Source organism: Cupriavidus gilardii (genome assembly GCF_017598945.1).
GTDB classification, from domain to species: Bacteria; Pseudomonadota; Gammaproteobacteria; order Burkholderiales; family Burkholderiaceae; genus Cupriavidus; species Cupriavidus gilardii_E.
In genome coordinates this window covers 12,424-30,693 of sequence record NZ_JAGFTW010000005.1, presented here as the reverse complement: position 1 = coordinate 30,693, position 18,270 = coordinate 12,424, and the positions used below count along the sequence as shown (strand labels likewise).

The 18,270-nt window shown below is 62.6% G+C and carries 17 protein-coding genes; 1 reads left to right on the top strand and 16 read right to left on the bottom strand.

The genetic code is table 11. The features are described 5' to 3' along the window. Window positions 1–145: 145 nt before the first annotated feature. The 10 genes from J5T34_RS24090 to rfbB form a co-directional block, all read right to left on the bottom strand. The gene (locus J5T34_RS24090; RefSeq protein ID WP_208578355.1) at window positions 146–1,723 is read right to left on the bottom strand and encodes a glycosyltransferase family 4 protein; all 1,578 of its coding nucleotides are present in this window, start codon (window positions 1,721–1,723) and stop codon (window positions 146–148) included. Further along, a complete protein-coding gene (locus J5T34_RS02460) occupies window positions 1,720–2,484 on the bottom strand; it encodes a glycosyltransferase family 2 protein (RefSeq protein ID WP_208578354.1) in 765 nt (254 codons plus the stop codon). The genes J5T34_RS24090 and J5T34_RS02460 overlap by 4 nt, the downstream gene beginning before the upstream one ends. A 104-nt stretch (window positions 2,485–2,588) precedes the next feature. Beyond that, window positions 2,589–5,177 carry a methyltransferase domain-containing protein gene (locus J5T34_RS02455; RefSeq protein ID WP_208578353.1) on the bottom strand — a complete coding sequence of 863 codons (2,589 nt, stop codon included), beginning with the start codon at window positions 5,175–5,177 and terminating at the stop codon, window positions 2,589–2,591. Between the two features lie 62 nt (window positions 5,178–5,239). Next, complete coding sequence (locus tag J5T34_RS02450) at window positions 5,240–6,697, bottom strand: ABC transporter ATP-binding protein (RefSeq protein WP_208578352.1); 1,458 nt, start codon at window positions 6,695–6,697, stop codon at window positions 5,240–5,242. Beyond that, entirely contained in the window at window positions 6,687–7,517 is an 831-nt protein-coding gene (locus tag J5T34_RS02445; RefSeq protein ID WP_208578350.1) for an ABC transporter permease, read from the bottom strand. The genes J5T34_RS02450 and J5T34_RS02445 overlap by 11 nt, the downstream gene beginning before the upstream one ends. A gap of 140 nt (window positions 7,518–7,657) precedes the next feature. After that, window positions 7,658–8,608: an NAD-dependent epimerase/dehydratase family protein gene (locus J5T34_RS02440; protein WP_208578349.1), complete on the bottom strand. Its 951-nt coding sequence runs from the start codon at window positions 8,606–8,608 to the stop codon at window positions 7,658–7,660. After that, window positions 8,605–9,156, bottom strand: coding sequence for a dTDP-4-dehydrorhamnose 3,5-epimerase (gene rfbC / locus J5T34_RS02435; protein WP_208578348.1), 552 nt, complete (start codon window positions 9,154–9,156; stop codon window positions 8,605–8,607). Before rfbC ends, J5T34_RS02440 begins: the two co-directional genes overlap by 4 nt. A 7-nt stretch (window positions 9,157–9,163) precedes the next feature. Further along, on the bottom strand, window positions 9,164–10,042 hold the full coding sequence (gene rfbA, locus J5T34_RS02430; RefSeq protein WP_208578347.1) for a glucose-1-phosphate thymidylyltransferase RfbA: 879 nt from the start codon (window positions 10,040–10,042) through the stop codon (window positions 9,164–9,166). 7 nt (window positions 10,043–10,049) lie between these two features. Then, the gene (rfbD, locus tag J5T34_RS02425; RefSeq protein ID WP_208578346.1) at window positions 10,050–10,967 is read right to left on the bottom strand and encodes a dTDP-4-dehydrorhamnose reductase; all 918 of its coding nucleotides are present in this window, start codon (window positions 10,965–10,967) and stop codon (window positions 10,050–10,052) included. Next, window positions 10,957–12,021 carry a dTDP-glucose 4,6-dehydratase gene (rfbB, locus tag J5T34_RS02420; protein ID WP_208578345.1) on the bottom strand — a complete coding sequence of 355 codons (1,065 nt, stop codon included), beginning with the start codon at window positions 12,019–12,021 and terminating at the stop codon, window positions 10,957–10,959. The genes rfbD and rfbB overlap by 11 nt, the downstream gene beginning before the upstream one ends. 236 nt (window positions 12,022–12,257) lie before the next feature. Here rfbB and J5T34_RS02415 point away from each other — a divergent pair, with 236 nt between their 5' ends. Continuing rightward, window positions 12,258–13,106 carry a symmetrical bis(5'-nucleosyl)-tetraphosphatase gene (locus J5T34_RS02415; RefSeq protein WP_208578344.1) on the top strand — a complete coding sequence of 283 codons (849 nt, stop codon included), beginning with the start codon at window positions 12,258–12,260 and terminating at the stop codon, window positions 13,104–13,106. 33 nt (window positions 13,107–13,139) lie between these two features. Here J5T34_RS02415 and J5T34_RS02410 read toward each other — a convergent pair whose 3' ends face one another. From J5T34_RS02410 to J5T34_RS02385, 6 genes are all read right to left on the bottom strand, one after another. Then, window positions 13,140–13,961 (bottom strand): lysophospholipid acyltransferase family protein, encoded by an 822-nt coding sequence (locus J5T34_RS02410; RefSeq protein ID WP_208578343.1) that lies wholly within the window; start codon window positions 13,959–13,961, stop codon window positions 13,140–13,142. Window positions 13,962–14,099: 138 nt separating this feature from the next. Then, on the bottom strand, window positions 14,100–15,410 hold the full coding sequence (locus J5T34_RS02405; RefSeq protein ID WP_208578342.1) for a dihydroorotase: 1,311 nt from the start codon (window positions 15,408–15,410) through the stop codon (window positions 14,100–14,102). 106 nt (window positions 15,411–15,516) lie between these two features. Next, a complete protein-coding gene (locus J5T34_RS02400; protein ID WP_006575889.1) occupies window positions 15,517–16,488 on the bottom strand; it encodes an aspartate carbamoyltransferase catalytic subunit in 972 nt (323 codons plus the stop codon). Between the two features lie 107 nt (window positions 16,489–16,595). Beyond that, complete coding sequence (gene pyrR / locus J5T34_RS02395) at window positions 16,596–17,159, bottom strand: bifunctional pyr operon transcriptional regulator/uracil phosphoribosyltransferase PyrR (RefSeq protein ID WP_208578341.1); 564 nt, start codon at window positions 17,157–17,159, stop codon at window positions 16,596–16,598. Then, entirely contained in the window at window positions 17,156–17,623 is a 468-nt protein-coding gene (ruvX, locus tag J5T34_RS02390; protein WP_244258659.1) for a Holliday junction resolvase RuvX, read from the bottom strand. Before ruvX ends, pyrR begins: the two co-directional genes overlap by 4 nt. Further along, complete coding sequence (locus J5T34_RS02385; protein ID WP_174106782.1) at window positions 17,616–18,188, bottom strand: YqgE/AlgH family protein; 573 nt, start codon at window positions 18,186–18,188, stop codon at window positions 17,616–17,618. The genes ruvX and J5T34_RS02385 overlap by 8 nt, the downstream gene beginning before the upstream one ends. Between the last annotated feature and the right edge of the window lie 82 nt (window positions 18,189–18,270).

Genomic DNA, 18,270 nt, shown 5'->3' with positions numbered 1-18,270 from the left:
GTTATGTTTCCTGCGCCGTAAAGTGTGGGCGCCTAGTTACTGCGTACCCGAGGCGCCCCGCTGCGTCGTGCGGCAATCGGGCGGGGTCTAGAGCAGAAAGGCACAGTCCGATGTGCACGCCCCGCATTAACGCCCACACCCGGGGTCACTGCAAATAGCGTGGAATCCCTTCAACGAGGGAGCGGAATCGTGCGGCCGTGTGCCGCTCCTCCAACAATTGGACGGCGCGTTCCCAGCGGGCGCGGGCCTCTTCTGGCTGGTCGATCAACAAGCGAAGCCCTTGCACATAGCTTTCCACGTCGTCGGTCTTTTTCACCGGGATGCCAGTCGCCTCCGAGATGAACTCCCCGACTCCGCCGACCGCGGAAGCGACGATGGGCAATCCCGCCGCCGTTGCATCGAGTAGCACGATCGGCAGTCCATCCCACGCCGAGGTGTAGAGAAACGCGGCATGACGGCCTTCCCCGGCAATTTGATCCAGGGACTCAAAGGATCCGTTGACGCTAACGTTGCCGAGCTCACGCAACCGAGTCGCAATGACTTCCTCTTCGGGAGTCTGACCGCAGCCATGCACTTCGAACTGCACCTCCGGCATCGCTCTTGCGATTTGTTCCAATAGGTCGACTCGCTTTTGGCGGCTAAATCTTCCCGCCCATAGCACCGACCGTGTCGCGCCTGCACGATATCGGGGGGCTGCAGCCACTGCATGGGGAAAATGGAGCGTGTGGAGCAACTCTCGACGCATGCCGTAACGCCGCACAAGCTCGCCCGGATAGTATTCCGTATCGCAGAACACCCCATCCAGATAAGGCAGGCAGCTCGGAAAATAGATCTGCGCGTAGCTCCATCGCACGCCGTTGGCATCATAGTCATCGCAGAAAACACTGGCGAAAATCGACTTGCCCAGCGCGCGCAGCGCCTTTCCGTGAAAACGCACGACGTCCCAGCCCAGCGGCGAATTGATTAGATGAATAGTATGAGCCGTCGATTGCAGCAGGATGCGGACCAGCACCGCAATCTGTTCCTCGTGCGGTAACCCTGTCGCCATTGTCCCTAGCGGCAAAAAGCGAACGCCTTTCGGCAAACGATTGGCCCAAGGGGATTCTGCGTCCAGCGTGGTAATCACGACTACCGACTTCCCCGCAGCCACCGCTGCTTCGGCATGGTGCAGGATCCCCTGGTCAGCCCCCCCTCGCTTCAGCCACGGCGCGAGAATGATTACGTCCGGCCTCGCATCCCGCACGGTCGGATAGCAGGCTGCATAAAGACTACCGGCGCCAGACCGAACAGGCGTGATGTAGCGTAGGAAGGACGAGATCAGCTCGGGCGAAGGGTACAGTGAGGGTTCGATCTCGGCGAGCTCTCGCATCTCTTCGATTGCCCAAGGGGGCAGTATCGCCTTCTCCGCCGAGTCGACGGCTATCGCGGCGACCGGCGGCAGGAGAGGATCTTCTGGCAGGCTATCCTCGTCGATCAGTTCCTCCTCCATCAGTTCGTCGGCGACTTCCGGAGCGATGACGGGCAAAGGCGCTTGAATAGCTGCCTCCTTCGTCTGCGTTTCCAACGATCGAAAAGGTATCACGTGGCCGCCGACCAGCGTCAGCTTCGTGTAATGCACCAGCGTTTCAATCCGATCGCTTTTGGATGGCGGCAATAGACGAACCAACGGCTTGACTACCGACCGCCAGATTGCACGCAAGGCGTTTTTGCTCCACTGCTTCACAGCTGGCTCCCTTCCAGTGCGAACCCGTCTCGCCATTTCTCGGGCTCATCAAAGAAACGGCTCGGACGAACTGTTGCTCCGCTTTGCACCATCTCAACCACCATCGACGATGCCTTGCGGCGGTAGAACAGCGCGGCGTCCGGTGCGGTGACGTGGCGCACTCCGTGGGCTAGCGTCTCGAGGTTCCAGTGCCAATCCTCATAACCGAACCCGGTGGTACGTACATTGGTGGGCTGATAGGGATACCTTAGATAAATGTCGCGCTTGCCGAAGGAACACGAAACCCAAGGATGGTCCATCATGCAGCCCGCGAGCGGATACTCTGCCGACTCCATGTCGAAGGTCTGGGCGACACAATGGACAGCGCCAAATGAGATGGTCAACTCTGGATGAACAATGACGTCCCGTGGATCCAACTGCGCCTTGCGCAGGGCAGACACAAACCAGTTTCGGCTGTAGTAGTCGTCGCCATCCAGGATGGCGATATACGGCGCAGTGGCCGCAGCAATGCCATCATTGCGGGACAACGCGAGGTCGGCGTTTCGGACCGGCAGCACACGGTCGGTCGATCGCACCGCGGGGTGCTCCATCACGATGCGGGCCGTTTCCTCGTCGGCGCAGTCGAGCACTGCAACCAGTTCGGTAGCAATGCCGTGGTTATCGGAAACCGCGCGCATCCGTTCTAGGCCTAGCAGTGCGAACTGGGCCAATACCTTCTCTCCATGGAAGGTCATGATGATGCTGATAGTGGGCTTTCCCACGGCATCTCCTGGCATAACTGAGGCTGGCATTTTTTTGAGTTGTTTGCGATGTGTTCTGCAATGTCGCGGCGGCGGACATGGCACCGCGCCGGCAAGCCTGATTCCTAATTGCGGTCCGGCGGTGACTTCTGTGCATCAGGATCGGAGAGCGGGTGCGCCGGTTCGCCAGCCCTGTCACGCAGCGAGGCCTCCAGTTGCTCGACATAGTCCATAGTGCGCGATCGGTTTTCCTCCAGCCACTTCTTGCCACGCGCCAGTGCCTCGTTTTCGGCGCGCAACTGCTGGAGCTCGACATCGCGTTCACGGAGCGATGCTTCCAGTTGCTCGACGTAGGTCATGGTGCGCGATCGGTTTTCCTCCAGCCACTTCTTGCCACGGGCCAGTGCCCCGTTTTCGGCGCGCAATTGCTCCAGCTCGGCATCGCGCTCACGGAGCGATGCTTCCAGTTGTTCGACATAGGGCATGGTGCGCGATCGGTTTTCTTCCAGCCACTTCTCGCCATGCAGCACCTGTGCTTCGTTTTCGGCGCGCAACTGCTCGAGCTGGAGATCGCGATCACGGAGCGATGCTTCCAGTTGCTCGACGTATGCCATCGTTCGCACACGGTTCTCCTCCAGCCAGCTCTTGCCATCCAGCACAGCGTCCAGATACACACGCAGCTCCTTGATCTCCGCTGCCATGCGCTTCCGTTCATCCGCCATAGCGTCAATGCGCGCCTGCGTAGCGAACGCCTCCTCTTCAATTTCCGCTTGATATACGGAGGGACGCGACCGTGCCAGATCAGCGAACTTTCCGCCGGCCAGCAGCCGGCCGATCTTGCGAACGACGGACGCCAGCTCCCGCGGCTCGAAAGTTGGAGGGTCATAGTCCTCCGACACCGAGCTCATATGCGCCCCGACCGCCTTCATCCAGCGAATCCCTTCGCTGCGCCACAACTCGCGTGCCAGGTCCGGATTCCCGTCAACCACGTGCATCGATCCAAGCAGCCATGCTGCGTCCACCGCCTTGGTCAGCAACGTCACGCTGTAGGCGGCCGGATCGTCGCGGAGCACCGCGGCGAGCGCGGCCTGCGCTTCCGGGCGGCGGTCAAATTCGAGATGGAGCAACGCCAGGACATAATTCAGCGAAATCACCCAGCGCTTGGCGTTGGGGTTTCGCGGTGGCATGGCGACATACTCTTCAATCAGCGCGCATACGTCGTCCGCGTTCCCCCCCGGGTGCTTTTCCAGCAAGCGGTACGCAAGAATCGCCAGAGCGGCACCCCGGTCCGCGCTGCCTGGAGCGCTGGTTGCCACTACTTGTTGCGCCCATTCGACCTGGAGATCCGCAGACTCCGTGCGCAAGCCGATCGAAACCATGGCACGGACCAGCCATGGATTATCGTAATCGCGCCCGAAGGCAAGCGCATGACCGGCAGCAAGCCGCTCTGACTCTGTGAAATGCCGTTCCCGATAAGGCAGGTCTGCACCGGCAAATGGGCTCTTCATGGCCACGCAAAGCCACCATTCCGCTTCGATGGGATCCGCGTCGGCGTTTTCGAGTTCGACGAGCGATCGCGGGCGCCGAACCCATTCGCACTTCGCCCCCAATTTCTTCACCCGGTCCGCAGTCTGGCTGAAAAATTTCTCAACCGCGAAACGTGCGCGCAACTGCTGGCGGAACTTGTCGAGGGTGTAGACGTGGAGATGAAACGGATTGGGATCCTCGCCGGTTTCGTCGCTCCAGTCATTGGGCACGCTGCCGATGAATCGTCCGCCCGGTGCCAGTACCCGGTCGAATTCCGCAAGCAGGCCTTCCGGATCCTCGACGTGCTCCAGCGTTTCGAAGCTGACCACAAGGTCGACGCTGTTATCCGGGATGGAATGCAGGCACTGCGGCAGAAAGCCCTCACGGAATTCGAGCCCTGCGTCGGCGTAGCCGAAATTGCTCGAAGCATACTTGGCCGCGTATTCGCTGCCATCGATGCCGATCACCTTGCTGGCCTTCGTTCCAGTCCAGATCAGATGACTGCCATATCCAAGCCCGCAGGCGGCGTCGAGCACGACGTCCCCCGGCCGGACGAAACGCGCCGCCAGCTGATACCGAAATACATGCGCGTCGGAGCGGCTGCCGCTCTCTCGCAGCATATCCATATGCAGATCGCGCTCCTCACGGAGCCGCTCCAGCGGGTACGTCTGCAAGGCCGCATCCGGGATCTTTTCCAGTGGAATCTCGATCCAGGGAGCATCGTGCTGCAGACTCGCATAGTCGGACGCCACATAGTAGCTCGGGTGCTTGCGCCAACCGGCAGCGAAGCAGGCAGCCTCCCACCAAGCACGATCACCAACGCTCAGGAACCGCTCCTGGCCTTCGGGCGGCTGTACCGTCGGAACGCGTAGCAGCATGAAGCGGTAAGCCACTCGGCGCAGCTCCCGCAGCGCTGGCACGATCTGTTCCTCGGCCAATTGCTCGAGATAGTCACTGACGACAACGGTGTCGAAAGCATCCGTAGCGAACGGAAGTTGGATGGCCGACGATGCGCCAACGGTTGACCCGCCCCCAAGCGAACCGATATCGAAGGATTCGCCATGAAAGCCAAACTGCCGTACTTCGCGGGAAACGTTGCCCGAGGCAAGTCCTATGTCGAGCACCTTACCGGGGCCGCAGAAGGCCAGCACCTGCCTGGTTAGGGAAGAAATATCGGTTGTGCTCACACTGAGGAATCCTGTACAAATGTTGGTCGACTTCGGCGCTGCAGTTCTACGATGCGTCCATGTCAGAATGTGGCTCGCATGCCGAGGTCGACGATGCCACCAAAAAAGTTTTCGTCTCGTTTGACCAATACCTGGAAGAACGCAGCTTCGTCGACCCAATGCAGTTGCCGCTGCGACATGTAGTCGGGCGTGGCCTCGTAGGTGATCGTGCTTTGGACTTCGTAAAGGTTGGAGCCCAACGAGCATGGAAATTCCAGCTCGACTGCAACGCGCTGATTGGCCTGAAAGCGCCGCTGCCAGAAGACCTCGCCCTCCTGCAGGCCAGCCAGCACGCGCATATCCTGATTCAGCGTGCCCCAGGAATAGATCTTGATCCCTTCCTTGTTGCGAATCCGCACGCCGACATTGAGGTGTTCCAGCGGTTGCGTGGTCTCGAACACGATACGGATCCGCGCCTTTTCGCCAGGATGGAAAACTGTACAGGGCTCGCCATTCGAGTCGAGCACCTCTGTGCTGACTACCGTCGCGCCGCCATCGCCAAACTCAAGTCGGCCCAACGTCGCGCTAGGCGCAGCTCGCACGACTGAACTGGTTGGCGCGGCGGCTTGGGGAGGGGACTCTTCTTGCTCTGGCGCCGCGTCGTCGCCCGCTAGCGCCAACGCCGGTGCGGGTGCCGGCACCGCTTCGACCACCGTTGCGTGCGCTGCCGCCCGCTGCTTCAACTCATTTGCAATCTTGCTGTAGTACTCGGACTCGCGCGCGTGCAACAGCTTGCGATACTCGAGCACCACTTCGGAGGAATTCCCGATGGCGGTCATACGGCCCGAGTTCAACAGGACCGCCCGATTGGTCAAGGTGCGAACGGTTTCCTGGTCGTGCGATACGAACAGAAGAGTCACCCCGTCGTTGAGCAGACGTTCGATCTGCTGATAACAACGCTTCTGGAACAGTGCATCACCGACTGCCAGCGCTTCATCCACGATGAGGATATCGGGAGACAGTTGCACCTGAACCGCAAACGCCAGGCGTACCAACATGCCGCTGGAGTACGTACGGACCGGCTGATCGATATGCTCGCCGATATCCGCGAATGCAGCGATGGCATCGAAGCGCCGCAGAATCTCTTCATTTGAGAACCCGAGCACCGCACCGTTCAGCATCACGTTCTCCCGGCCGGTGAAATCGGGGTTGAAGCCAGAGCCTAATTCCAGCAACGCCGCAATGCGACCCTGCGTCTGAACTTCGCCGGTGGTGGGCGAGAGCGTGCCGGTGATAATCTGCAACAAGGTACTCTTGCCGCTACCGTTGCTTCCAATGATGCTGACAGCCTCGCCTTTGCGCACATTGAAAGAGATGTCGCGCAGCGCCCAGAATTCGCGAAAGTACGGTCCCGCTTTCGCGCCCACCATGGAGGCCAACCGCGGCATGACGAACTGCTTCAGACGATCTCGAGGCGTGTCGTACAGTTCGTAGCGTTTGCTGACGCCGGCGACGGAAATTGCGAAATCGTTAGAGGACATCGGCGAACCCCCGGCGGGTCTTCTGGAACCACCAATACCCGAGCCATGCAACGACGCCGCTTCCTGCGGTATAGATGAGCAACTGGAGCCAGTCGGGCCAATGGCCAAACACCACTGCGGCACGCGCCTGCTCGATGATGAACGTCAACGGATTCAACAACAGAACTTTCCGATATGCCTCGGGCAATGCGTGCACCGAGTAAAACACTGGGGAGAGAAACATAATTACGGTAGTTGCAATGCCAACGGTCTGCGCAACATCGCGGACATACACGCCAAGCGACGAGAAGATCCATCCGAGCCCGAGAGAAAACAGCAACAGCGGCACCATGATCAGTGGCAGCGCCAACGCGGAAACTGGAATACTGCCCTGCGTGATCGCGAGAGCCGCAATCAGAACCATCACACCGATCAGTGTGTGAAACAATGCCGCCCCAAGTGCCACCACCGGCAGAACCTCGAGCGGAAAAATCACCTTCTTGACATAGTTCGCATTCGAAGTGATCAGCGTGGGCGCGCGATTAAGTGTCTCGGCGAACAATCCGAAGATGTTCATTCCAACAAACAGCACAATGGCAAACTGCGTCTTGGTTTCCTCAGTACCGACTCCCCAGCGTGCCTTAAACACGACGCTGAAAACGAACGTATAAACGGCCAGCATTAGGATCGGATTGAAAAAGGACCAGGTCAGCCCCATGACGGAGCCGCGATATCGGCCAAGAATTTCGCGCCGAGTCATCTGGTTGATCAATCCTCGATTGCGCCATACGGAGCCGATGGCTGCCCATGGCGAAACGGAAAGCTGTTGGTGTGGGTTCATACGATTGCAATTACCTCTTCGTTGGCGCCCGTTGTCCAAAGGAAACTACGGCGCCGTGAGCGTCGCTGGAGCTCCACGTTGTGGACTGGCGTGCGTAGACAACACCTGCCGGCCTTCGCCGCCCGGATGGCGTCGGCCATCTATCCGTGGTGCTCGCCGCCGTAAGTACTAAGAATCCAGTCCCAGGTCTGCGTAATGCCGGCCTGAAGGTCGATGGCGGCACGAAAGCCGCAGTGCTGTGCCAGTTTGGTGGGGTCGAGGACGTTGTACGCGACATCGACACCCCGTGGTTGCTCATAGCGCAAGTCGATCCGCACACCTTGTCCCGCTATGGCCGGCTGGATGAAATCGTTGATCAGTCTATTGATCGACGTGCCCAAGCCGGTTCCGATGTTGTAGGTTTCACCCGCTTGCCCGGCTTGAATCGCCGCCAGGATGCCTCGCGCGATATCGTCAACATGGATATAGTCCCGCACCGCGCTGCCGTCGCCGTAAATCGTGACCGGTTTCCCCTGCAGCGCCGATGCCATGACGGTCGGTATCAGCCCCTGTCCCTTGAACGGCTGCTGGCCAGGACCGTAGGCATTGCCCGGCCGAACCACAACGGCTTGCAAACCCCGTTGTACGACATATAGCCCCAGAACCTGCTCAATCAGGGTCTTTGAGGTGCCGTAGACGGAAATTGGCCGCAATGCCGCTCGTTCCGAGATGGGCGCCGGCTCTGCCGGCTCACCATAGACCGTACCCCCGGACGAAATGAACACAAGCTTCAGGTGCTTGTTGGCAAGGCATCGATCGAACAGCCGCACGGTCGGGGCGACGTTGCGATCTATCTCTTGCACCATGCTCGAATCCAACCCAAGTAGCATCGCGCGATGCACCAAGTGCACCACAACGTCCACACCGTCGAGCATGCGGTCTAGATCGGCGGGTCGATCAAAGTCTCCGATGACATATTCGATGGCATCGTCCGCCGTGTCAGCTGCGGACACCACATCGGCACAGCGGACGGAAAAGCCGGCCGCTACGCATTGCCGGGCGAGGCGAGCTCCGATGAAACCGCCGCCCCCGATAAGCAGCACCTTGGTCATGCGAAGTACTCAGCCTGCGCGAAAGGGCCGGCAAGACGGTCCTTGTTGGCCAGGATCGGCGCGCCATCCAAAGGCCATTGGATACCGAGTTCGGCATCATCCCACCGGACGCTGCGCTCGCATTCCGGCGCGTAGTAGTCCGTGGTCTTGTACAGGACTTCCGCAATATCGGATGTCACCAAAAAGCCGTGAGCAAATCCCTCCGGCACCCACAGTTGCCGCTTGTTCTCGGCTGAAAGAGAGGCACCCACCCACTTGCCGAAATTCGGCGAGCTCTTGCGCAAGTCCACCGCGACATCGAACACTTCGCCAACAACAACGCGCACCAGCTTGCCCTGCGGCTGGCCGATCTGATAGTGCAGGCCGCGCAGTACGTTGCGTACCGAGCGCGAGTGGTTGTCCTGCACGAATGCCGCGTGGATACCGGTGGCTTCCGCGAAGGCCTTCGCATTGAAGCTTTCGTAGAAGAAACCGCGCTCGTCGCCGAACACCTTCGGCTCGACGATCAGCACCTCAGGCAGCGCGGTCGGCGTAATAGTCAGATTCATGGTCGAATCAGCGGACGTTTTCGGAAATGATCTGGCGCAGATATCGGCCATAGCCATTCTTGGCGAGCGGCTCGGCCAGTCGCTCGATCTGCTCGGCAGTGATCCACTTGCTCCGATAAGCGATTTCTTCAGGGCATGCGACCATCAGCCCCTGCCGGTTCTGCAACGTCGCAATGAAGCTGGCTGCCTCGAGCAAGGAATCGTGGGTACCGGTATCCAGCCACGCGTAGCCGCGTCCCATGATCTCGACGTTGAGTTGTGCCATTTCAAGATAGCGCCGGTTGACGTCGGTGATCTCCAGCTCGCCGCGGGCGGAAGGCTTGATTTCCGCCGCAATATCGCAGACCTGGTTATCGTAGAAGTAGAGGCCCGTCACGGCGTAGTGCGAACGTGGCTTGGCGGGTTTCTCCTCCAGCGACACCGCGCGACAGTCCTCGTCGAACTCGACGACCCCATAGCGCTCGGGATCGTGCACGTGATAAGCGAATACTGTTGCGCCTTCCGTCGTTGCGGACGCCCGATGCAATTGAGCCACCAGATCGTGGCCATGGAAGATGTTGTCGCCGAGGATCAACGTGGAAGGATCGTTGCCCACGAAGTCGCGCCCGATGATGAAGGCTTGCGCCAGCCCATCCGGCGAAGGTTGCACCGCATATTGCAGGTTGATGCCCCAGCTGGCACCGTCGCCGAGCATTTCGACAAAGCGCGGCGTATCTTCCGGCGTCGAGATGATCAGAATGTCTCGGATCCCTGCCAACATCAGTGTCGACAGCGGGTAGTAGATCATCGGCTTGTCGTAGACAGGCAGCAGCTGCTTCGACACGGAACGCGTGATCGGATAGAGGCGTGTGCCGGAACCCCCGGCGAGGATGATGCCTTTGCGCATATTCGATTCAGTGCAGGATCTGGTCGAGCATATGGTGGATTCCGCTCTTCCAGTCCGGGAGAAAAACGCCGAAGCGCTGCCGCAATTTGGTGGTATCGAGCATGGAATTGCGTGGACGCGGCGCCGGTAGCGGATATTCGGCAGTGGAAATGGCCTCGATGGCGTCGGCACCAGCTTTTAGCTCGACGCCTCTGTCGGCGGCGTACCGCACCACCTCGCTTGCATAGGCGTGCCACGTCGCCTCACCCGTCGCAGCAAGATGGAACACACCGGTCATGGCCTCAACGTTCGCGCCTCGCACCTGACGACGTGCGATGGCATGGGCCGTGACATCGGCGATCAATGACGCCGTGGTGGGCGCACCGTACTGGTCGGCCACCACTCGCAGGCGATCTCGCTCTCGCGCCAGTCGCAGCATCGTCTTGGCGAAATTGGCACCATGCACACCGGCGACCCAGCAAGTGCGAAATATCAGCGAGTCGCCACCGACCGCCAGAATCGCTTGTTCGCCCGCAAGCTTGCTCTTGCCATAGACGGACTGAGGATTGGTGGCGTCCGTCTCGACATACGGGCTCGCCTTGGTGCCATCGAACACATAGTCGGTCGAGTAATGCACCAGCAAACTACCGAGTGCCTTCGCTTCCTCGGCCAGGATTCCAGGCGCTGTGCCGTTGATCGCGTAGGCCAGTTCAGCCTCGGATTCGGCCTTGTCCACGGCCGTGTATGCCGCGGCATTGACGATGACATCGGGACGCACGTCACGCAGGACGCGCCGAATCTCGTCAGGACGTGCGAGATTGCATCCAGTGCGGTCACGCGCCACGACCGGGCCGACAGGACTCAAGCTGCGTCGCAACTCGAACCCGACCTGCCCATTGCTGCCGAGGACAAGAAGCGTGGGCGCATCGGCCGCGCTATGCCGCATACTGCTTCGCCACCCAATTCCGATATTCCCCGGACATCACGTCCTGCACCCAGGCCTGATTGTCCAGATACCACTGCACCGTCTTGCGCAGGCCGGTCTCGAACGTTTCCGCCGGCTTCCAGCCCAGTTCGCGTTCGAGCTTGCGCGCGTCGATCGCATAGCGCCGGTCGTGGCCGGGGCGGTCCTTGACGAAGGTGATCTGGTCTCGGTAGGAGCCCGAGGACTTCGGCTTCAGTTCATCCAGCAGGTCGCACAGCGTATGGACCACGTCCAGATTGGTCTTCTCGTTCCATCCGCCGACGTTGTACGTCTCACCGACCCGACCGCGTGCCAGCACTTCGCGAATCGCGGCGCAATGGTCGCCGACGTACAGCCAGTCGCGCACGTTCAGCCCATCGCCGTAGACCGGCAGTGGCTTGCCGCCGAGCGCGTTGGCGATCATCAGCGGGATCAGCTTTTCGGGGAAGTGATACGGCCCGTAGTTGTTCGAGCAGTTGGTCGTCAGGACCGGCAGGCCGTAGGTGTGATGGTAGGCCCGGACCAGATGGTCGGAACCGGCCTTCGAGGCGGAGTACGGGCTGTTGGGCGCGTAGGCCGTGGTCTCGGAGAACGGCGGATCGTTCGCGTCGAGCGAGCCGAATACCTCGTCGGTCGACACGTGCAGGAAGCGGAAGGCGGCCTTGCGGGCGTCGTCGAGCCCGTTCCAGTACGCGCGCACCGCTTCGAGCAGCGTGAAGGTGCCGACGATATTGGTCTGGATGAATTCGCCGGGGCCATGGATCGAGCGGTCGACGTGGCTTTCGGCAGCGAAGTGCAGGACGGCGCGGGGCTGATACTCGGCAAGCAGCCGGTCCAGTGCGGCGCGGTCGCAGATGTCGGTGCGCGAGAAAGTGTGACGCGAATCGCCCTCCAGCGAGGCAAGCGTCTTCAGGTTGCCGGCGTACGTGAGCTTGTCGACATTGACGACGCTGTCGGCGTCGGCGTTGTCCAGCCAGTTCAGAACGAAATTGGCGCCGATAAAACCAGCGCCGCCAGTCACTAGAATGTGCGGCAAACCCCTTTCTCCCTAACAATCGATATGTTTCGAAAACGGGACAATAGCCCGGCGCCCGCCTTGATCCGTGGGTGGGACGGCAGGATCATCAGTGTTCTCAGAAGTGGCGGTATTCTATCCGAGCGCCCCCCCGGGATTACCCGGGCCAGTCATCTTTTTGTAGCCTGTTGTAACGGCTCACGCCCCCCCTCTTTACAATCGACAAAAAGTCTCCTCTGGCTCCCTTTTTTACCTCTATGCCCCATTCCCCGGTCCCCGCTTCCTACCCTTACGCCGTCGGCGACCTGCAAGGTTGCGCCCCTTCCCTGGAACAACTTGTCACCAAAATTCCCGCCGATGCGCCACTTCGCTTCGTCGGGGACCTGGTCAACCGGGGACCGGCGTCGCTCGCGACATTGCGGATGGTCCGGGCGATGGGCCAGCGTGCCGAGTCGGTGCTGGGCAATCACGACATCCATCTATTAGCGGTTGCCGCCGGCGTCCGCAATCCGGGTTCGTCTGACACGCTGGACGATGTCCTGCAAGCACCGGACCGGGAGGAGCTGCTGCATTGGTTGCGCCACCGGCCGCTGGCCCTCCACGACAACGGCTTTCTGCTGATCCATGCCGGGGTGCTGCCGCAATGGACCGTCGAGCAGACGCTGGAGCTTGCCAGCGAAGTCGAGCGGGAGCTACAGGGACCGGGCTGGAAAGCATTCCTCGCGGACATTTTCGGTAATGCGGCAAATCGCTGGCATGACGGGCTGCGCGGCATCGAGCGGCACCGGGTCGTGATCAATGCGCTGACGCGGTTGCGCTTCTGTACCGCCGACGGTGTGATGGACCTCAAGAGCAAGGAGGGGTTGGGCAAGGCACCCGACGGCTTCCTGCCGTGGTTCGATGTGCCGGCACGCCGGACCCGCGATACCACGATCGTCTGCGGCCACTGGTCGACGCTGGGGCTGGTGATGCGGCCCGACCTGATGGCGCTCGACACCGGTTGTGTCTGGGGTGGCCAACTGACCGCCGCCCGCCTGGCGCCGGAGCCGGCGGACCGTGAGGTCGTCCAGGTCGACTGTCCGCAATATTGTGATCCTTTAGGCTGATATTGTCAGCCCCTGGCCGGCAATGTCGGTGTGCTACCGCACCGAGGAGCAGGCCGGATCGCTGGTAGCCGTGGTTTCCGCCGGGAGGCCGGACGGCTCGCCGGCGGGCGGCACCGCTTCACCCTGAAGCTGTCGGCACAACCCGAGCACCGCCTCGCGCGACTGCTCGGCCAAGGTACGGCGGCCGGCCTCGTCCGCCTGCAGCGGCAGACCGAACGCGACCTGCGCCGTGATCGGCGGCGCCTGCAGGATCGCGTCGAGCGTCTGCAGCAGCGTCAGGTCGCCGATATAGGCCGGGGCGACCGTGCGTTCTCCGGTGGCGGCGTCGCAATAGCGCAGGGCCACCGGCAACACCGGCAGGCCCGCGGAGATTGGCGCCTGCATCAGGTTGGCGTGGAACGGCAGCACGTCGGTGCCATCGGTGGTGGTGCCTTCGGGGAACACGCAGACCCGGTCGCCCTGCAGCATGCAATCGGTGATGTCATGCAGCACGCGATGCGCATCGCGCTTGCGACCGCGTTCGATGAACAGCGTGCCGGTCTGCGCGCACAGCCAGCCGATCACCGGCCAGTCGCGGATTTCCGACTTGGCGACGAAGCGCGCCGGCTCCCAGCTGTGGATCACGAAGATGTCGAGCCAGGAGATATGGTTGGCGACGATCATGGCGCCGCGTCCGCTCTCCGGCATCGGCCCGATCAATTCGATATCGACGCCGCAGATGCGCAGCAGCCGGCGCGACCAGCGGCGGATATGCCATTGGCGCGATGCCTTGCCGAGCCACGGGAACAGGACCGCGCAGGTCAGCAGGCCGCGTAGCAGGTGCAGACAGAGGACAAGCTTGCGCAGGGCGATCATGGGATCGAGGCAAAGGGGCAAGAGCGAGCGGACATGGTTTGCCAGGTGCGGCTGCCCTCTCCCCCGGCCCCTCTCCCGCTAGGGGAGAGGGGAGTTCGGTATGCGAAGGGCGACGCAGTGGCGTGACTCGCCGCAATGTTAGCGGGCGGCCGCGGCCTCGCCGTTGCGCGACTGCCCGGCCAGCTCATGGACCAGCTGGCCGCCGACCAGCGTGGCCGTGACGCGGCCGCGCATCTCGTAGCCCAGCCACGGCGAGTTCTTGCCCTGGCTCTTCAGCGTGCGGCGCTCGACCTTCCACACGGCATTCGGATCGAACAGGCAGACGTCGGCCGCGGCCCCGACCGCCAGCCGCCCGGCCGGCAGGCCGATCACGCGCGCCGGCTCGCTGGTGATGCGGCCCAGCGCCTTGACCAGCGGCACCTTGTGCTCGTCGGCCCAGCGCAGCGTCAGCGGCAGCAGCAGTTCCAGCCCGGTGGCGCCCGGCGACGCCTCGGCGAACGGCAGCAGCTTCTCGTCGTCGTCGACCGGCGTATGGTCGGAGCACAGCGCGTCGATGGTGCCGTCGGCCAGCGCGGCGACGATGGCGTCGCGATCGCGTCCGCTGCGCAGCGGCGGCGAGAAACGCATCTGCGAGTTGAAGTACCCGATGTCCATATCGGTCAGGCCGACATGGTGGATGTTGACGTCGCAGGTGACCGCGAGCCCTTCGCGTTTGGCCTGCCGCACCAGCTCGAGGCCGGCGGCCGACGACAGCCGGCACAGGTGGACGCGCGCGCCGGTGGAGCGCATCAGTTCGAAGATCGTATGCAGCCGCACGGTCTCGGCGATCACCGAGACGCCGGACAGTCCGAGCCGCGACGCCACCGCACCGCTGGCGGCGACCCCACCGCCCAGATACGGGTCTTCCGGCCGCAGCCAGACGGTGAAGCCGAAGGTCTGCGCGTACTGCAGCGCGCGCAGCAACACCTGCGTATTGCGGATCGGCGCCTCGGCCTGCGAGAAGCCGACGCAGCCGGCTTCCGTCAGCTGCGACATCTCGGTCAGCACCTCGCCCTTCAGGCCCAGCGTCAGCGCGCCGAGCGGGTACACATGGGTCTGATTCAGCGTACGGGCGCGGTACTTGAGCATTTCGACGAGACCCGGCTCGTCGAGCACCGGGTCGGTGTCTGGCGGGCACACCAGGCTGGTGACGCCGCCGGCGGTGGCCGCGGCCACTTCGGATTCGAGCGTGGCCTTGTACTCGTAGCCCGGCTCGCGCAGCCGGGCCGACAGGTCCACCAGGCCCGGGCAGACGATCAGTCCGGTGGCGTCGATGGTCTTGTTGGCCTGGAAGTCGGCCGGCGCATTGCCGATTCCGACGATCTTGCCGGCGGCGAGGAACAGGTCCTGCTGGGCATCGATATTGCCGGCCGGGTCGATCAGGCGGCCACCCTTGATGTGGATCTTCATATCGTGTCGCTTGCTATCGCTTGCCATTGCGGCTTGTAGTTGCGGCTTGTTTTGGTGCCTGGCGCCCCGTCGTAGAAAGAGAGACGCTCGCCCGTTGGATCGCGCTTCAGTCGTTGTTGCCGGCGACGATGCCCATCACCGCCATCCGCACCGCAATGCCAAAGGTCACCTGGTTCAGGATCACCGACTGCGGACCGTCCGCCACCGCCGAATCGATCTCGACGCCGCGGTTCATCGGCCCGGGGTGCATCACGATCGCATCGGGCTTGGCCAGCGCGAGCCGCTCCGGCGTCAGGCCGAACGCCTTGAAGTATTCCTGCGCCGACGGCAGCAGCGCGCCGCTCATGCGCTCGTTCTGCAGCCGCAGCATGATGATCACGTCGACGCCCTTCAGGCCCTCTTCCATGTTGTGGAAGACCCGCACGCCCATCTGTTCCAGGCCCGACGGCAGCAGCGTACGCGGACCGATCGCGCGCACTTCCGGCACGCCCAGCGTGGTCAGCGCGTGAATGTCCGAGCGCGCGACCCGCGAGTGCAGGATGTCGCCGACGATGGCCACGGTCAGCTTGGTGAAGTCCTGCTTGTAATGCCGGATCGTGTACATGTCCAGCAGGCCCTGGGTCGGGTGCGCATGGCGGCCATCGCCGGCGTTGATCACGTGCACGTGCGGGGCGACGTGCTCGGCGATCAGATAGGGCGCGCCCGAGCTGGCATGCCGCACCACGAACATGTCGGCCGACATCGCCGACAGGTTGTTGATGGTGTCGAGCAGCGATTCGCCCTTGCTGGTCGACGAGGCATTGATGTTCAGGTTCAGCACGTCCGCCGACAGCCGCTTGGCCGCGATCTCGAACGTGGTGCGGGTGCGCGTCGAGTTCTCGAAGAACAGGTTGAACACGCTCTTGCCGCGCAGCAGCGGCACCTTCTTGACGTCGCGGTCGGAGTCCGACAGCGACACGAACTGGCTGGCGGTGTCGAGGATGTGCGTGATCATGTCGCGCGACAGCCCCTCGATGGACAGCAGATGCTTGAGCTCGCCGTTCCTGGTGAGCTGCGGGTTGCGGAACGTCTTGGTCATGGGTGAGGCGTGGGCGGGTGCGGTTTGGCTCGGTACGGGTGCGCGGATGCTGGTGTTGCCTTTGTTCGGGCTTGTTCTGCTTATTCTGCTGCTGGTCTGCCTGCGGCTCAGCCGGCGGCAGCGTCGTTGTTGCCGTTCAGCGTCTCGGTGGCGAAGGAGAAACGGATGCCGGCGCCCTCGCCTTCGCGCGACAACACCAGATTGGTGCCGAACGGCAGCGTGATGCGCTCGCCGACGAAGTCGGCCGCGATCGGCAGTTCGCGCCCGCCGCGATCGACCAGCGTGGCCAGCGCCACGCGGGCCGGCCGGCCGTAGTCGAACAGCTCGTTGACCGCGGCGCGGATGGTGCGGCCGGTGGCCAGCACATCGTCGATCAGCAGCACCTGGCTGTCCTGCACCGAAAACGGCAGCGTGCTCGGCTGCGCCTGGCTGTGCAGGCCCTTCTTCGCGTAATCGTCGCGGTGGAAAGCCACATTGATCACGCCGTGATGCGGCAACTGCAGATCGGCAGCCAGCCGTTCGGCGATCCAGGCGCCACCCGAGTAGATGCCGGCGATTGACCACGGCGTACCGCCCGAGGCGGGGTCCGATGCCGCGGACAGCATCGCTTGCACGTGGTCGCGCAGCGCGCGGTAGAGCGCCTCGGCGTCGAGGGTGACGTTGGAGATCATAGCGGGAGTTGGTCGAAATACTGTTGCAGGATGATGCGGGCGGCTTCGTGATCAAGCGCCCCCGGCCTGGCGCCGTTCGACTGGGCCTCCAGCGAGCTGTAGCGCTCGTCGACCCAGGTCACCGGCAGATTGAAGCGGCCGTTGAGCTGATTGCCGAAGCGCCGCGCCAGCTTGGTTGCCGGCTGTTCGCCGCCTTCGGGCGTCAGGGGCAGGCCCACCACCAGATGTACCGGCGCCCATTCGGCGATCAGCGCAGCGACGGCCTCGAAGCGGCCTTCGACGGTGATGTTCGGCACGATCGTCAGCGGCCGCGCCTCGCGCGTGATGAAGTTGCCCAGCGCCACGCCGATCTTGCGCTCGCCGTAGTCGAAGCCCAGCACGGTGCCGTCGGTTGGCACGGCGGACACTGGTGCGCCTTGCGGCGCCGGCTTGTGGAGCGGCGTGGCCGCGTCCGCGCTAGGCATGCCCCGCCTCGCCGGAGAGCATGGTGACATCGATGCCCAGAAGGCGAATGGCGGCGGCGAAGCGTTCCTCGGGAGGCACGCTGAATACGATCTCGGGGTCGGCCTGCACGGTCAGCCAGCCGTTGCGGCTCAGCTCTTCCTCCAGCTGGCCCGCGCCCCAGCCGGCATAGCCGAGCGTCAGCAGGAAGCGGTGCGGACCGCTGCCGTTGGCGACCGCCTCGAGCACGTCCTTGGAGGTGGTCATCTCCAGCCCCCCGGGCACCGTCAGCGACGACACATAGACGCCGACCGGGTCGTGCAGCACGAAGCCGCGCTCGGTCTGCACCGGGCCGCCGAAATAGACGGGCTGTTGCGCAACGGGCTGGATTTCGAGCTTGAGATCGATCTTGTCGAACAGCGTGGCCATGTCGATGTCGATCGGCCGGTTGATCACCAGGCCGAGCGCGCCACGCTCGTTGTGTTCGCAGATGTAGACGACGGCGCCGGTAAAAGTCGGATCCGCCATGCCGGGCATGGCGATCAGGAATTGATTCGTCAGATTGATGGGGGCTGCGGACGTCGCCATGCGTTGCATTTTATCAAATCAGCGCCAATGTTCCGGAAAAGATTCCCTCGTCCGGGCCCGCGCGGGGGGTCGAATGGTGCGC

Coding starts and splice junctions, on each gene's coding strand:
- J5T34_RS02450 (WP_208578352.1), bottom strand. CDS start 6,697: ATGTCCTCTAACGATTTCGCAATTTCCGTCGCCGGCGTCAGCAAACGC.
- J5T34_RS02445 (WP_208578350.1), bottom strand. CDS start 7,517: ATGAACCCACACCAACAGCTTTCCGTTTCGCCATGGGCAGCCATCGGC.
- J5T34_RS02440 (WP_208578349.1), bottom strand. CDS start 8,608: ATGACCAAGGTGCTGCTTATCGGGGGCGGCGGTTTCATCGGAGCTCGC.
- rfbC (WP_208578348.1), bottom strand. CDS start 9,156: ATGAATCTGACTATTACGCCGACCGCGCTGCCTGAGGTGCTGATCGTC.
- rfbA (WP_208578347.1), bottom strand. CDS start 10,042: ATGCGCAAAGGCATCATCCTCGCCGGGGGTTCCGGCACACGCCTCTAT.
- rfbD (WP_208578346.1), bottom strand. CDS start 10,967: ATGCGGCATAGCGCGGCCGATGCGCCCACGCTTCTTGTCCTCGGCAGC.
- J5T34_RS02415 (WP_208578344.1), top strand. CDS start 12,258: ATGCCCCATTCCCCGGTCCCCGCTTCCTACCCTTACGCCGTCGGCGAC.
- J5T34_RS02410 (WP_208578343.1), bottom strand. CDS start 13,961: ATGATCGCCCTGCGCAAGCTTGTCCTCTGTCTGCACCTGCTACGCGGC.
- J5T34_RS02405 (WP_208578342.1), bottom strand. CDS start 15,410: ATGAAGATCCACATCAAGGGTGGCCGCCTGATCGACCCGGCCGGCAAT.
- J5T34_RS02400 (WP_006575889.1), bottom strand. CDS start 16,488: ATGACCAAGACGTTCCGCAACCCGCAGCTCACCAGGAACGGCGAGCTC.
- pyrR (WP_208578341.1), bottom strand. CDS start 17,159: ATGATCTCCAACGTCACCCTCGACGCCGAGGCGCTCTACCGCGCGCTG.
- ruvX (WP_244258659.1), bottom strand. CDS start 17,623: ATGCCTAGCGCGGACGCGGCCACGCCGCTCCACAAGCCGGCGCCGCAA.
- J5T34_RS02385 (WP_174106782.1), bottom strand. CDS start 18,188: ATGGCGACGTCCGCAGCCCCCATCAATCTGACGAATCAATTCCTGATC.